The organism is Saccharopolyspora sp. NPDC000359 (assembly GCF_040300525.1).
GTDB lineage: Bacteria > Actinomycetota > Actinomycetes > Mycobacteriales > Pseudonocardiaceae > Saccharopolyspora.
This window is the reverse complement of sequence record NZ_JBEPDU010000010.1, coordinates 1-12,751: the sequence shown is the minus strand read 5'-3', so window position 1 is coordinate 12,751 and position 12,751 is coordinate 1. Positions and strand designations below refer to the sequence as shown.

The window sequence follows — 12,751 nt, the reverse complement described above, 5'->3', positions numbered from 1 at the left end:
GTTCCCATGTCCAACGCGTCCCGTTCCCCCGGCCCGGTGGCCCGGAAGGTTCCCATGGTGCTGTTCAAGGTCGGCCTGGCAGTCTTCCTGCTGCTCGGTGCAGCGGTCGTCGGTGCCCAAGCCGTGGGTGTGCTCACCGCGAACGCCGAGTTGGTGTCCGGTGCTGCCAACAGCTTGGGCAAGGTGATGACCGTGGTCGCCGGCATCACCGGTCTGCTCGGCTTCGCCATGTCGTACCTGTTCCGCTGGGACAGCACGGGCGAGGACTGAGCGATCAGGCCCGCATCTCCCAGGCGCACCGGAAGCCGACGGTCGCCCCGCGGGCGAGGCCGAGGCCCGGCAGCAGCAGCTTGACGCTGTAGCCGGGTTCCCGGCGGCCGCCTTCGAGGTACCAGTCGGCGCCTTCGGCCTGGTGGTCGGAACCGCCCTTGAGCATGACGAACCGGGTTCGTCCGTCGGAGTGCTCGCTCTCGGTCCAGTTCCACACCGCTGGTTCGCCGCGCCGCAGGCGGCCGGTCTCGCCCGCCAGCTGCCACTCGTCCTCAGTGGGCAGTCGGCCACCGCGCCACGCGCAGTACGCGCGGGCGTCGTCGAGGTCCACGAAGGTCACCGGGGAGTCCTCGGTACCGGGTGCCGGGCGGCCTGCGGTCCAGTGGGCGAGGAAGCGGTTCGGTTCGGCTGGCTGGTAACCGGTCGCGGTGAGGAACTCCGCGAACTGCCGGTTCGTGACCTCGCCCGCGCCGACCGCGACGGGGGTGGTCAGCTCGCCGTCGCGCTGGAGCGTGCGAGCGTCGTGCAGCCTCGGGGGCAGCGGCTTCCACTCGTCCACGTACGGCGCGCCCTGGTACATCCCGGTCTCGCGGACGCGGTAGCGGACGGTCAGCACGTACGGCCCGGCTGGTACGACGACGGCGTCCTGGTCGGGTTCACCGGCGGTGGCTGGTGGGCGCTCCCGGGTGGCGAGCCGGTGCGGGAAGCTGGCGTCCGGATCGTGCGGCATGTCCTGCAGGGCCGCCCGCAGGCCGGGCAACCACGCGGGTTCCGGCGCACCGGGAGCGATGTGGAGCAGCGCGGCGATCCCTCGTGCTGGCACCACGCCGTCGCCGAACAGGTCGATCACCGGCCCGCCGACGAGCGGGCCGGAGTAGTCCTGCTCGCCCCGGTTCACCACTGTCCACAGCGTCCACCCGTCGAGCTCCCAGCGCGACGCGTGGACCCCGGCGGCCTCGGCTTCCGGCGCCAGCTCGACCAGCGGTGTCCACGTGCCGTCGAGCAGGAGGTCGCCCGCTGCGCGTTGCACGGTGACCATGCGGCGCACCGTCGCCGCGTCCCGGCGCGACCAGCCGACCCACACGCCGAAGACGACCTCCCACACCATGACGCCCACGCCGTTGAGCCATGCCGACTGCAGCTCCCCGGTGTGGTCGCGGTGCCACCTGCGCACGTGGTGCTGCATGTGGCGGCGCTCGTACCAGTGCGCCCGCAGCACACCGGGCACCGGGGAGTCGGCGAAGAACTGCGCCCACGAGCTCGCGTGGTCCTCGATGCGCTCGACCGGCAGCTTGGACTCGCCCTCCAGCACGATCCCGGGGCGGGCGCGTTCCAGCTGGTCGACCAGTTCGGGCTCGGCCTTCTTGAGGGTGTCCAGGAAGACGCCGTCCGCGCCGAGCTCGGCGACGACGCTGGCGAGTTCGGCCACGTCGTCCCCGGACCGCCGGGTGCCGACGTCCCACGGGTTGTAGTCGACGAACACGTGCAGCCCCGCTTCGTGCAGGGCTGCGACCAGCTCGGCCAGGCCGGGGACGTCGCGGTAGAAGTCCCACTGGTTGCGGTCGTCGATGCCGATCACCGGGTACGCGTGCCACAGCACCACCGCGTCCAGACCGCCGAACCGCTCACGCGCGTCGGCGAGGAAGCGCTCAGGGGTGAAGCGACCGTCCTCGAAGGAGTACAGCAGTTCGTCCCACAGCCACACCTGTGCGACCGAGTGGCACCGCGCTGCCCACGCCGCCCCTGGGCGGTCGTAGGCCGCGCCCGTGTACGCGTGGCGCTTCCGGGCATCGTCGCGCCACTGGTGCAGGCGCTCGCGCCACGCGGGTCGGTCCGCCGGGTTGGCCGGGCCGGAGAAGATCTTCGCCTCGTCGAGAGCGACGAGCTGCTCGGCCGAGAGCGCCCCGTCCACCGGCACCTCGGTGGGGCGGTCGATCGGGCGGGGGACGAGCGGGTCGAACGCGTAGGTCATCGTGCCTCTCCTCCCTGCCGGGGGTCTGGAACGCCGGGCGGCTCCAGGTCTCCGGAGTGCGTGTCGGTCACCGGGGCTCCTCGACGGTGAGGGCCAGCGTGCGGGCGGCGAGGTCGGTGATGCGCTGCGGCCCGCCGGGCAGCGAGGTCGCGATGCGGTCGTCCAGCGGCGCGGTCCACTGCTCGCCGATGCCCGCAACCCCTCGCAGGGCGCCGACGACACCGCCGACGGTCGCTGCGGCGGAGTCGGTGTCCCAGCCCGCGGTCACCGCGATCGACACGCTGGGGCCGAACTCCCCGCCTCCGCCCGCGAGCGCGTGGGCGATGACCGCGGCGTTGTTGAGCACGTGCACCCAGTGCAGGTCGCCGTACTCGGCGTGCAGGTGGTCGAGACCGCTGCGCACGTCACCCAGAGCGGCAGCGTCCCGCCCCACGCGCACGGCACAGGCGAGGCGACTGCGCGGCGGGACCACGGCGTCGGCGGCGTCCAACACCTCCTCGACGGTGTCGCACACCATGGCCGCGGACGCCAGCGCCGCCGCCCACATCGCGCCGTAGACCCCGTTGCGCGTGTGGCTGAGCCGGGCGTCGGTCCAGGCCAACCGCGCGGCGGTGCGCACGTCGCCCGGGCTGACCCAGCCGAACACGTCGGTGCGGATGAGCGCGCCGATCCACTCGCGGAACGGGTTGTGGTGCGTGGCGGTCGCGGGCACGGGCCGCGCGTCGAGCAGGTTGCGGTAGGCCGCGCGCTCGGCGGTGAACACCCGTCCCGCGGGGAGGTTCTCCAGCCACAGCTGCGCGACGTCGTCGGTGGTGAAGCCGCGCCCGTGCCGCTCCAGTAGGTCCAGCGCGAGCATCGGGTAGTTGAGGTCGTCGTCCTCGGGCATCCCGCTGATGTTCTCCTCCAGCGAGGTGGGGGCCGACCGCCGGTTCCAGGGCCAGCGCGCCGCGACGTCCGCAGGCAGGCCGACCGCGGTGAAGTATCGGTCCAGCGGCCAGCGCCCGGTGGCGCGCAGGACCTCCTCGATGCCTTCGCGCGGGATCTTCTCGACCGGCTTGCCGAGCAGGCACCCGGCCGCCCGGCCGGTCCACGCCCCGAGCGCGCGGTCCCGGCTCCGGCGCGGCAGGTCCGGGGCGGGCGGGAGCAGCGCGGCGATGGCGTCCCACTCGTCCGGCTCGTCCGGTGCGGGGGCGGCGGGGAACGCGTCGAGCTCGTCGAGCAGCGTCCGGGCGAGCGCGCGCAGTTCCGGTGGTGCGGGTCGCGCACCGGCGCCGCTGACCGCGGGTTCCGGGTTGCCACCAGCGGCGGTCCAGCGCTCCCGGACCGGGCCGACGTCCTTGCCCTCCACAGTGGACTGCACGAGTTCGTGCGCGAGCAGGTCCTCGGGTTGTGCCCAGGTCAACCTCATGCCCGCCCCTCGCCCGGCTCGGCGACCCCGAGGGATTCGAGCGCGGCCAGGCGCGCGCGGGCGCGCTCCCGGTCCGCGCGCAGGATGTCGGTCGCGGCCGACGCCATGAGCAGGCCGGTTTCGCGCAGGTCCATCCGGCTGGCCTCGCCGACCGCCTCGACCCACTCCGCCGGGACCGCGTCGGTCCCGCCGAGCCCGGCGCAGATCGCTCCCGCCATGGTGGCGATCGAGTCGGCGTCCCGCCCGTAGTTGACGGCGGCGAGCACGGCACGGCGGTAGTCGCCCTGGTGCCCGAGGACGAACCCTAGCGCGGCGGGCAGCTCCTCGATCGACTTCGTGCGGGACGGGCGCCGGGCGTCGAGCGACATCTGCCGGTATTCGGGCCCGACCGAGTCGAACGGTGCCACGACCTCCCGGATGTGGCGGGCCAGCGCGCGTTCCTCGTCGTCGGTGGTCGGCGGCGAGGTCCACCCGTCGAAGGCGCCGACCACGGCGCGCAGCGCCGCGGCAGTGCCGTCGTGCGCGACGTCGAGTGCCGCGCGCACCACGTCACCGAGCGCGGCCCCTGGGGCGATCGCCGCCGCGATCACCGCTGCCAGCACCCCGGCCGCTTCCCGGCCGTAGCTCGACTGGTGCGCGCCGGTGAGGTCGATCGCCTCGGCGTACGCGCCACGCGGATCGCCCGCGTTGGCGATCCCGACCGGCGCGATGTACATCGCCGCGCCGCAGTTGACGATGTTGCCCACGCCCGCCTCGCGCGGATCCGCGTGCCCGTAGTGCAGCTTGGTGACGATCCACTTCTCCGCCAGGAAGACCCGCTGCAGCAGCAGCGCGGTGGACTCCAGCTCGGGCACCCAGCGGGGCTCCCCGATCATGAGCGGCACCAGGTCCTCGGCCATGGCGTAGGCGTCGAGGTGCGCGCGGCGCTTCGCGTACACCTCGACCAGCGCCCGCGTCATGAGCGTGTCGTCGGTGACGTGCCCGTCGCCCTTGTGGTACGGCGAGATCGGGCGGGCATCCCGCCAGTTCGGGTACCAGGGGCCGACGATGCCGGTCACCCGGCCGCCGTGCCGCTGCTCGATCTGCTCGGGCGTCCAGCCCTCGGTCGCGCCGCCGAGCGCGTCCCCCACCGCCGCACCGGTGATCACGGCCACCGCGCGGTCCTCGATCCAGGTCACTGGCCTGCGTTCCCTTCTGTCGTCCCGAGCGGTCCGCCCGCCGTACTGTCCTGTGTGGACACCGGTGTTGCTAGTCGTTGATGCTCTGCCAGCCGTCCCGCAGCTGCTGAGCCAACCCGGCCGCGTCGATCTCGCGGGCGAGGAAGCGCTGGTAGGCAGGCGTGGCGACGGTGTCCTTCCACTGCGCGTACTTGCTGACGAACAGGTACGGCGCGGAGGTCACGTGCTCACCGGAGGCCAGGATGACGTCCCAGCCGTTCTGTGTGCCGAGCTCGGCCGCCAGCGCCTCCCGGGCCGACGTGGTCGCCGGGATCAGCGCGTCCGCGCGGTTGAGCGCGACCAGGTTCTCCGTGCTGGTGAAGAAGTTGATGAACTCGGCGGCCTCCTCGACGTGCTCGGAGTCCGCGCTGACCGACAGGGTCTGCGGGTTCGCCGCCTGCGCGGGTCCTGCCGGTCCGGCCAGCGGCGGCAGCGCGATCCAGTCGAAGCCTTCGGGGGCGTCCTCGGCGATGTTGGCCGCCTGGTACGAGCCCTGCACGGTCATCGCGACCTGTCCCGCGTAGAACGGCGCCAGCGCCTTCGACCCCGACTGGGTCAGCGTGACCGGGAGGATCGAGCGGTCCTCGTAGGCCATCGCGCTCACCAGCTCCGGCAGCGCCATCTCGCCCGGACCGGCGGTGAGCGTGGTGTCCTCGCCGCTGCCCTGGAAGTACTGCCCGCCGAACCCGGGAGCCATCGCCACGAACGCCGAGGTCGGGCTGGACAACCCCCAGCTCAGGCCGTGCACGCCGTCCTTCGTGGTGGCCCGGGCGAGCTGGCGCAGCTCGTCCCAGGACATCGTCGGCCCGGTGGGGGTGGTGACCCCCGCGCGCTCCAGCAGGTCCCGGTTGGCGAACACCACGTAGGTCTGCAGCTCGGTCGGGTAGGCCACCACCTGCCCGTCGACCGTGACCGAGTCGAGCACCCCCTCCGGGATGTCCGCGCGGGTCTGCGGCGGCATGTGCGGCGAGAGGTCCGCGAGGTAGCCGTCCGCCGCGAAGGGGAGGATCCCGGCGGCCTCGTAGTGCACGACATCGGGGGCGCTGCCCGCGTTGAACTGGGTGATGAGCTTGTCGTAGATGCCGTCCCAGCCCGCTGGCACGACTTCGACCTGGACGTCCGGGTGGGTTTGGTTCCACGAGTCGACGATCGCGTTCGTGGCCTCGATCGCGGCTGGCTGGTCGGACAGGGACTGGAAGGTCAGCGTGACCGGCCCCGAGCCGTCATCGCCGCTGCCGCCACAGCCGGCGAGCAGCGCGCCGGTGAGCAGGAGGCTGGTCGCCTGTAACGCGCGTGGTGACTTCATCGTCGCCCTTTCGTCGTCGCGGGAACTCATCCCTTCACCGCACCGGCCATCAGGCCGCTGGTGAGCTTGCGCCGCAGGAGGGAGAAGAAGGCGATGCTGGGGATCGCGGCGAGCACCGCCCCCGCGGCGAGCGGTCCGAGCGCGACCTTGCCCTCACCTCCGATGAACATCTTCAGCGTGATCGGCAGCGTGTAGTTCTCCGGCGACTGCAGCAGCACCAGCGCGAAGAAGAACTCGTTCCACGACGACACGAAGCTGAACATCGCCGTCGCGATGATCCCGGGCGCCAGCAGCGGGAACACGATCGAGCGAAGCACCGTCAGCCGTCCCGCGCCGTCCACCGCCCCGGCCTCCTCCAGCTCGACCGGAACCGCCGCCACGTAGCCCTGCAGCATCCACAGGGCGAAGGGCAGCATGTACGTCATGTGCACCAGCGTCAGCCCGACGAGGCTGTCGGCCAGTCCGAGGGTGCGCAGGACCAGGAACAGCGGCAGGATGATCAGCACGACCGGGAACACCTGGCTCACCAGGATCCACGCCACACCCGCCACCCGGACCTTGCCCTTGATGCGGGCGAGCACGTAGGACGCGGGCAGCGCGATCACGATCACCAGCGCGGTTGACACCAGCGCCACCACGAGGCTGTTGAACGCGGAGCGGAGCAGCCCCTGCCGCTCGAAGGCCTGCGCGTAGTTGTCCCAGTGCCACTCCTGCGGCAGCAGGCTCACCGACAGCGAGTTGAGCTCGGCCGAGGACTTCACCGAGGCGGAGATGAGCCACACCAGCGGGAACCCGAGGAACACCAGGTAGACCGCGAGCGCCAGGTACTGCGCCGGGCGGATGAGGGAACGCATGGCTCACCGGCCTTTCTCGGTGTCGTGCCGGAACTGCGAGCGCAGGTACAGGGCCAGCCCGGCGACGATGACGATGACGAGCACCAGGCCCATCGCCGCGGCGCTGCCGATCTCGCGGTTCTTGAACGCCTCCAGGTAGACGAACAGCACCGGCACCATCGTCCGGCCGCCGGGGCCGCCTTCGGTGAGCACGTAGACCAGGGCGAAGGAGTTGAAGTTCCAGATGAAGTTCAGCGAGGTGATGGAGGTGACGATCGGGCGCAGGCTGGGCCAGGTGACGGCGGTGAACCGCCGCCAGGCGCGCGCCCCGTCCACCGCCGCGGCCTCGTGCAGCTCCGGCGGGACCTGCTGCAACCCGGCCAGCAGGGTGACGGTCGTCTGCGGCATGCCGACCCAGACGCCGACCAGGACCACGGCGGGCAGCGCGGTGGCGAAGTCCCCGAGCCAGTTGATGTCGCTGGGCAGGCCCACGCTGCCCAGCAGCGCGTTGACCGGGCCGCTGTTGGCCGAGTAGATCATCTGCCACATGATCGCCACGACCACCGGCGGCATCGCCCACGGGACCAGCGCCAGCACCCGGGTCAGGCCCTGCAGTCGCAGCCCTGAGTCGAGCAGCAGCGCCAGGCCCATCGCCGCCGCCAGCTGGAGGACCGTCACGCTGACCGTCCAGACGAGACCGACCCGCAGCGAGTCCCAGAACAGCGCGTTGTCGGCCAGGTCGACGAAGTTGTCCAGGCCGGTGAAGTCGTAGTCGGGTCGGCGTGTCAGCCGGGCGTCGGTGAAGGCGAGCGCGACGCCGATCAGCAGCGGTGCCACGGACAGCACCAGGATCGGGATGAGCGAGGGCATCACCAGCGCGACCGCCTCGCGGCGCCGGGTCCGGGCCACCGCGCCCCTCGAACCGCGCCGCGGTGGGGGAGTGGAGCGCCGGGTTCGCACAGCCGTCGTGGTCATCGCGCACCACCATCCACAGTGGACTCGCGAACGATCAGCTCGGGTTCGAACACGACCTGCTGCGCCGGGGCGTCCGGGGCGTCGGCCAGCTCCAGCACGAGCCGTGCCGCCGTGCGACCCCGCTCGGCGGAGCCGAGGGACACGCTGGTCAGGCGGGGTAGGTAGACCTGGCCCAGCTCGGTGTCGTCCATCCCGGTCACGACCAGGTCCCGCGGTGTGCTCAGCCCGAGTTCGCGCGCTGCGCGGAGCACCCCGATGGCCAGCAGGTCGTTGGCCGCGACGACCGCGTCCGGGCGGTCTGCCCCGGCGAGTAGCCGCCGCCCCGCTTCGAACCCCGCGGCCACGGTGAAGTCGTCGGCGACCTCGACCGCCACCCGCTCGGCGGAGAAGTCCCGAGCGCCGACCGCCGCGTCGAAACCGCGTTGGCGGGACGAGCCCGGGGTCGTGTCGAGCGGTCCGTTGAGGAAGCCGATGCGCTGGCGGCCGAGGGAGTGGACGTGCCGGACCGCTTCACCGATGCCAGCGCTGGAATCGACCGAGACCGAGCTGATCCCGCGGTCGCTCATCGCGCGCCCGATCACCACCACCGGTACCGGTGCCTGCCGCAACTCGTCGATGAGCTCGTCGTCGGTGCGCAGCGGGACGACGACCACCCCGTCGACGAAACCGCCGCTGAGGCTCCGGACCAGCTCGGCGGTGGAGGCCGCGGTGTCCCCGGTCGTCATGACCACGACCCGGTAGCCGTGCGGGGCGAGCACCTCGTGGATGCCGCGCATCATCTCCACGTAGACCGGGTTGCCGATGTCGGCGACGGCGAACGCGATCTGCGAGGTCTTGCCCATCCGCAGCGAGCGCCCGATGGCGTCCACGTTGTACCCGAGCTCCGCCGCGGCCGCGCGGACGCGCTCGACCATCGCCTTGCTCGCGCCGCTGCCGTGCAGGGCGCGGGAAGTGGAGGCCAGCGACACCCCCGCGCGCTCGGCCACCTGCTGCAGCGTGGCGCGTGTTGACGTCATCCGTTCCTCCGTGATCAGCGGCGCGGTGCCGACCGGGGTGCTGGAAACGTTTCCAACACCGGCCGGACCGGCGCTGGGAACGTTTCCAGGAGTGCTCGGCATGCTGTCACCCGGAAGATTGAGTTGTCAATCACGAGTCCTGGGTGCCGCCGAGCGGCGGAGGACCTCCAGCGGAGGGGTCGCGCGCCGAGGTGGTCACCGCCGCAGCGGTGGGATGGTGGGCACCTCGGAGGCGTTGGCGATGGCTTCCGGGGTGAGCCGGAACTGCTCGGGGTAGTGCTCGCGGGTGGTGCGGCGAGCGGGTTCGGTGGTGCGCCACATGTACAGGCAGCGCGGGCACTGCAGCACCTCCCAGGCACCGGGCACCGGCGAGGTCGTCACGGTGCGGATCTCCGGGGCGGTGCAGCGGGGGCAGGTCGTCGGCATCGGATTTCCCTCCAGCGCAACGGGGTTCAGCGGTGGGCCAGCATCGAGCGCAGGCGGTCCGCCCACTCGGCGGACTCGGGTAGGTCCTTGGTCGGGGTCCCGAAGTTGCCGCGGACGTCGGGCGGCACCGGGGTGGTCGCATCGATGATCATCTTGCTGGTGACGCCCGCGGGCTGCGCGGCCGGAGCCAGCTCCACCACCGACAGGTTCGGGATCACCACCACGTCCTCGGCCGGGTTGACCTTCGCCGACTGCGCCCACATCACCTGCGGCAGGTCGAACGGGTCCACGTCCTCGTCGACCAGCACCACCTGGCTGACGTAGCCCAGCCCGTGCGGCGTGGTCATCGCCCGCATGCCCACCGCCTTGGCGAACCCGCCGTAGCGCCTGGCGGTCGAGATGATCACCAGCAGGCCGTGGGTGTACATCGCGTTGACCGCCTTGACCTCAGGGAACTCCGCCCGCAACTGCTTGAGCAGCGGCACGCAGGTGTTCGGCCCCACCAGGTAGTCGCACTCGGTCCACGGCATGCCCAGGTACAGCGACTCGAAGATCGGCCTGGTGCGGTGGGAGATCCGCTCGACGCGGACCACCGGCATCCGCCGACCGCCGGAGTAGTGCCCGGTGAACTCGCCGAACGGGCCCTCGATCTGCCGCACCCGCGACTCGATGCGGCCCTCGATGACCACCTCCGAACCCCACGGCACGTCGAAGCCGGTCAGCGGGGCGGTGGTGATCGGCATCGGTTCGCCGCGCAGCGCACCGGCCATCTCGTACTCCGACTGGTCGTAGGCCATCGGCATGCCCGCCACGATCGGGACCACCGGGTCGTTGCCGAGGGTGATCGCCACCGGCAGGTCCTCGCCGCGCTCCTCGGCCTTGCGCAGGTGCTGGGCGATGTCGTGCATCGGCACCGGCTGCAGCGCGAGCCGGTCCGCGCCGATCACCTGGATCCGGTAGACGCCGAGGTTCTGCCTGTCGAAGTCCTCCGGCGCGTCCGGATCGCGGGAGACCACCGCGGCCTTGTCCAGGTAGAAGCCGCCGTCGCCGTCGTTGAGCCGGAACAGCGGCAGCACGTCGAACAGGTCGACGTCGGCGCCGGAGGTGCTGTTCTCCCGCCACGGCGCGTCCTCCCGACGGACCGGGGGGACCGGGAAGTCGTCCCAGCGCCGGGCGAACTCCTCGACCTGCTCGCGGGTGGAGGTCTCCTTCGGCAGGCCCAGCGCCATCGCGTGGTTGCGCCACGAACCGTGCACGTTCATCGCGATCCGGGCGTCGGTGAAGCCCGTGACGTTGTCGAACCACAGGGCGGGGGCGCCTTCCCCGATCCGACCGGCCGCGTTCGCCGCCGCGGCCAGGTCCGGTTCCGGGGACACCTCCTCGCTGATCCGCAGCAGCTGCCCCGCCTCGTCGAGTGCGTGCAGGAACGACCGGAGGTCGTCGTGGGCCATCGTGTCCTCCTCCGCGGGTTCAGGGTTCCTCGTGCTTGGCCGCGCGCATCCCCGCCCAGCGCTGGGCGGCCCGGGCGGGCAGGTCCAGCTGGTCGAGCACCCGGGCGGTGATGTGCTCGACGAAGTCGTCGATCGAGGTCGGGTTGTTGTAGAACGCGGGCATGGGCGGGACGATGCGCACGCCCATCCGCGCCAGCGCGAGCATGTTCTCCAGGTGGATCTCGCTCAGCGGTGTCTCGCGCGGCACGACCACCAGCGGACGGCGTTCCTTGATGGTCACGTCCGCCGCCCGCGCCACCAGGCCGTCGGCGTACCCGGCGCGGATGCCGGCGAGGGTCTTCATCGAGCACGGCACGATCACCATGCCGTCGGTGTGGTAGGAGCCGGACGAGATGCTCGCGCCCTGGTCGTCGGGGTGGTGGACGACGTCGGCGAGCTTGCCGATCGCCTTGGTGCCCAGCCCGGTCTCCAGCTCCGCGGTGGCCCGCGCCCAGCGGCTCAGCACCAGGTGGGTCTCCACCTCGGGCATCTCGCGCAACCGCTCCAGCAGTCGCACACCCAGCGGCGCCCCGGTCGCGCCGGTCATCCCCACGACGAGTCGCACACTTCTCCTTTTCGGTCACCTTGCGCGGTCATGTCCACGCTAAGCGCCGACCGTGCAGGTCAGCGGGTACGCTGGCGACAAGTGATGGGAAGAATCGGACAGCAGTGAGATGACCGAGATCACCGACGTCGCCTACCGGCCGGGCTCGAACGCGCCGATCGGGATGGACGCCATCGACTTCGCCGAGTTGTGCTCGCGCGCCGAGCGCCGGGCGATCGACCTGGCCGAACCGCAGCGCCCGGACTTCCACCACCTGATCCACGTCCACGCCGACGCGGCGGCGCTCCCGCACGTTGTCGACTTCACCGAGCACGTCATCCCGGCCGGTGGCTGGCTGTGGGTCCGCCCCGGCCAGGTGCACCAGTACGGCACGCTGACGCGGTCGCGCGGGACGATCGTCTTCTGGCGGCCCGGTTTCGTCACCGTCGACCCGCCGCTGCCGCGAACCCCGGTCCTGCCCAGCGGCTCGATGCGCGGTGCGGTCGACCTGGCGCTGCGGCACCTGCTCGCCGAGTACGCCGACCTGGGCGCGATGACGTTGGAGGCGCACAACAGGGCGCTGCGCATGCTGCTCGCGGTGCTGCTGCTCCGGCTCGCGCACGCGGGACCAGCGCAGCCGCCCATCCCCGCCGACGGCCCGTTCGCGCGCTTCGAGGAAGCGGTGGAACGCGACTTCACGCGGGTGCACCGGGTGGCCGACTACGCCGCAGCGCTCGGCTACAGCACCCGAACCCTCACCCGCGCAACGCTTTCCGCGACCGGCCGCTCGGCGAAGTCCTACCTGGACGCCCGGATCGTCCTGGAGGCCAAGCGCCTGCTCATCCACACCGACCGCGGCTCGGCGGACATCGCCCGCCACCTCGGCTTCACCACCCCCGGCGACTTCAGCAAGTTCTTCCGCAAGCACGACGGGCGGACCCCGCTGGCCTTCCGCGCCGAAGCCCGCGGCACCCAGGGCTGACCCCCACCCGCACGGGGGTTCCTGGTGCGGGAAGGCATAGGTGCGGTGGGGTGCGGGTACGTCGAGTGCCATGACACCGAGTGCGCTGCTGCATGCCGCAGAGTCCGTTCGATGGGTGGAGCGACCGGCCACTGCCGTGGCTCGCGCAATCCGGCGCAGGGTCAGCGGTACGCGCGTCGACCGGATCCTGGGCGGCGCCTGGCTCGGGCACCCGACCCATCCGCTGCTGGTCACCGTGCCCATCGGTGCGCTGGTCTGCGCGCCGGTCCTGGAACGCGCCGGGCAGCCCGTCGCCGCGCGGCGGCTGACCGC

General features: G+C 72.0%; 12 protein-coding genes. 2 read left to right on the top strand and 10 right to left on the bottom strand.

The window, feature by feature from the left end; translation table 11 throughout:
• The first annotated feature begins 6 nt into the window (after positions 1-6).
• Positions 7-270, top strand: a complete 264-nt coding sequence (locus ABT324_RS09135; RefSeq protein ID WP_351174170.1) for a hypothetical protein — start codon at positions 7-9, stop codon at positions 268-270.
• 4 nt (positions 271-274) lie between these two features.
• Here the strand turns inward: ABT324_RS09135 and ABT324_RS09130 are convergent, their stop codons facing one another.
• From ABT324_RS09130 to ABT324_RS09085, 10 genes are all read right to left on the bottom strand, one after another.
• Positions 275-2,242, bottom strand: a complete 1,968-nt coding sequence (locus ABT324_RS09130) for an SUMF1/EgtB/PvdO family nonheme iron enzyme (protein ID WP_351174167.1) — start codon at positions 2,240-2,242, stop codon at positions 275-277.
• A 67-nt stretch (positions 2,243-2,309) separates the two neighbouring features.
• Complete coding sequence (locus ABT324_RS09125) at positions 2,310-3,650, bottom strand: ADP-ribosylglycohydrolase family protein (protein WP_351174164.1); 1,341 nt, start codon at positions 3,648-3,650, stop codon at positions 2,310-2,312.
• Positions 3,647-4,828: an ADP-ribosylglycohydrolase family protein gene (locus ABT324_RS09120; protein ID WP_351174161.1), complete on the bottom strand. Its 1,182-nt coding sequence runs from the start codon at positions 4,826-4,828 to the stop codon at positions 3,647-3,649. The genes ABT324_RS09125 and ABT324_RS09120 overlap by 4 nt, the downstream gene beginning before the upstream one ends.
• Before the next feature lie 70 nt (positions 4,829-4,898).
• Positions 4,899-6,203: an ABC transporter substrate-binding protein gene (locus tag ABT324_RS09115; protein WP_351174158.1), complete on the bottom strand. Its 1,305-nt coding sequence runs from the start codon at positions 6,201-6,203 to the stop codon at positions 4,899-4,901.
• Positions 6,200-7,027, bottom strand: a complete 828-nt coding sequence (locus ABT324_RS09110; protein WP_351174155.1) for a carbohydrate ABC transporter permease — start codon at positions 7,025-7,027, stop codon at positions 6,200-6,202. Before ABT324_RS09110 ends, ABT324_RS09115 begins: the two co-directional genes overlap by 4 nt.
• A 3-nt stretch (positions 7,028-7,030) precedes the next feature.
• Positions 7,031-7,981 carry a carbohydrate ABC transporter permease gene (locus tag ABT324_RS09105; protein WP_351174152.1) on the bottom strand — a complete coding sequence of 317 codons (951 nt, stop codon included), beginning with the start codon at positions 7,979-7,981 and terminating at the stop codon, positions 7,031-7,033.
• Entirely contained in the window at positions 7,978-8,997 is a 1,020-nt protein-coding gene (locus tag ABT324_RS09100; protein WP_351174149.1) for a LacI family DNA-binding transcriptional regulator, read from the bottom strand. Before ABT324_RS09100 ends, ABT324_RS09105 begins: the two co-directional genes overlap by 4 nt.
• Positions 8,998-9,192: 195 nt before the next feature.
• Positions 9,193-9,423, bottom strand: a complete 231-nt coding sequence (locus ABT324_RS09095; RefSeq protein ID WP_351174146.1) for a non-oxidative hydroxyarylic acid decarboxylases subunit D — start codon at positions 9,421-9,423, stop codon at positions 9,193-9,195.
• Positions 9,424-9,449: 26 nt separating this feature from the next.
• Positions 9,450-10,874 (bottom strand): non-oxidative hydroxyarylic acid decarboxylases subunit C, encoded by a 1,425-nt coding sequence (locus ABT324_RS09090; RefSeq protein ID WP_351174143.1) that lies wholly within the window; start codon positions 10,872-10,874, stop codon positions 9,450-9,452.
• 19 nt (positions 10,875-10,893) lie between these two features.
• Positions 10,894-11,478: a non-oxidative hydroxyarylic acid decarboxylases subunit B gene (locus tag ABT324_RS09085; protein ID WP_351174140.1), complete on the bottom strand. Its 585-nt coding sequence runs from the start codon at positions 11,476-11,478 to the stop codon at positions 10,894-10,896.
• A gap of 109 nt (positions 11,479-11,587) precedes the next feature.
• On the opposite strand from ABT324_RS09085, the gene ABT324_RS09080 reads away from it, so the two are divergent.
• Positions 11,588-12,439, top strand: coding sequence for a helix-turn-helix domain-containing protein (locus tag ABT324_RS09080; protein WP_351174137.1), 852 nt, complete (start codon positions 11,588-11,590; stop codon positions 12,437-12,439).
• Positions 12,440-12,751 lie beyond the last annotated feature (312 nt).

Coding starts and splice junctions, on each gene's coding strand:
- ABT324_RS09135 (WP_351174170.1), top strand. CDS start 7: ATGTCCAACGCGTCCCGTTCCCCCGGCCCGGTGGCCCGGAAGGTTCCC.
- ABT324_RS09130 (WP_351174167.1), bottom strand. CDS start 2,242: ATGACCTACGCGTTCGACCCGCTCGTCCCCCGCCCGATCGACCGCCCC.
- ABT324_RS09125 (WP_351174164.1), bottom strand. CDS start 3,650: ATGAGGTTGACCTGGGCACAACCCGAGGACCTGCTCGCGCACGAACTC.
- ABT324_RS09115 (WP_351174158.1), bottom strand. CDS start 6,203: ATGAGTTCCCGCGACGACGAAAGGGCGACGATGAAGTCACCACGCGCG.
- ABT324_RS09110 (WP_351174155.1), bottom strand. CDS start 7,027: ATGCGTTCCCTCATCCGCCCGGCGCAGTACCTGGCGCTCGCGGTCTAC.
- ABT324_RS09105 (WP_351174152.1), bottom strand. CDS start 7,981: ATGACCACGACGGCTGTGCGAACCCGGCGCTCCACTCCCCCACCGCGG.
- ABT324_RS09100 (WP_351174149.1), bottom strand. CDS start 8,997: ATGACGTCAACACGCGCCACGCTGCAGCAGGTGGCCGAGCGCGCGGGG.
- ABT324_RS09095 (WP_351174146.1), bottom strand. CDS start 9,423: ATGCCGACGACCTGCCCCCGCTGCACCGCCCCGGAGATCCGCACCGTG.
- ABT324_RS09090 (WP_351174143.1), bottom strand. CDS start 10,874: ATGGCCCACGACGACCTCCGGTCGTTCCTGCACGCACTCGACGAGGCG.
- ABT324_RS09080 (WP_351174137.1), top strand. CDS start 11,588: ATGACCGAGATCACCGACGTCGCCTACCGGCCGGGCTCGAACGCGCCG.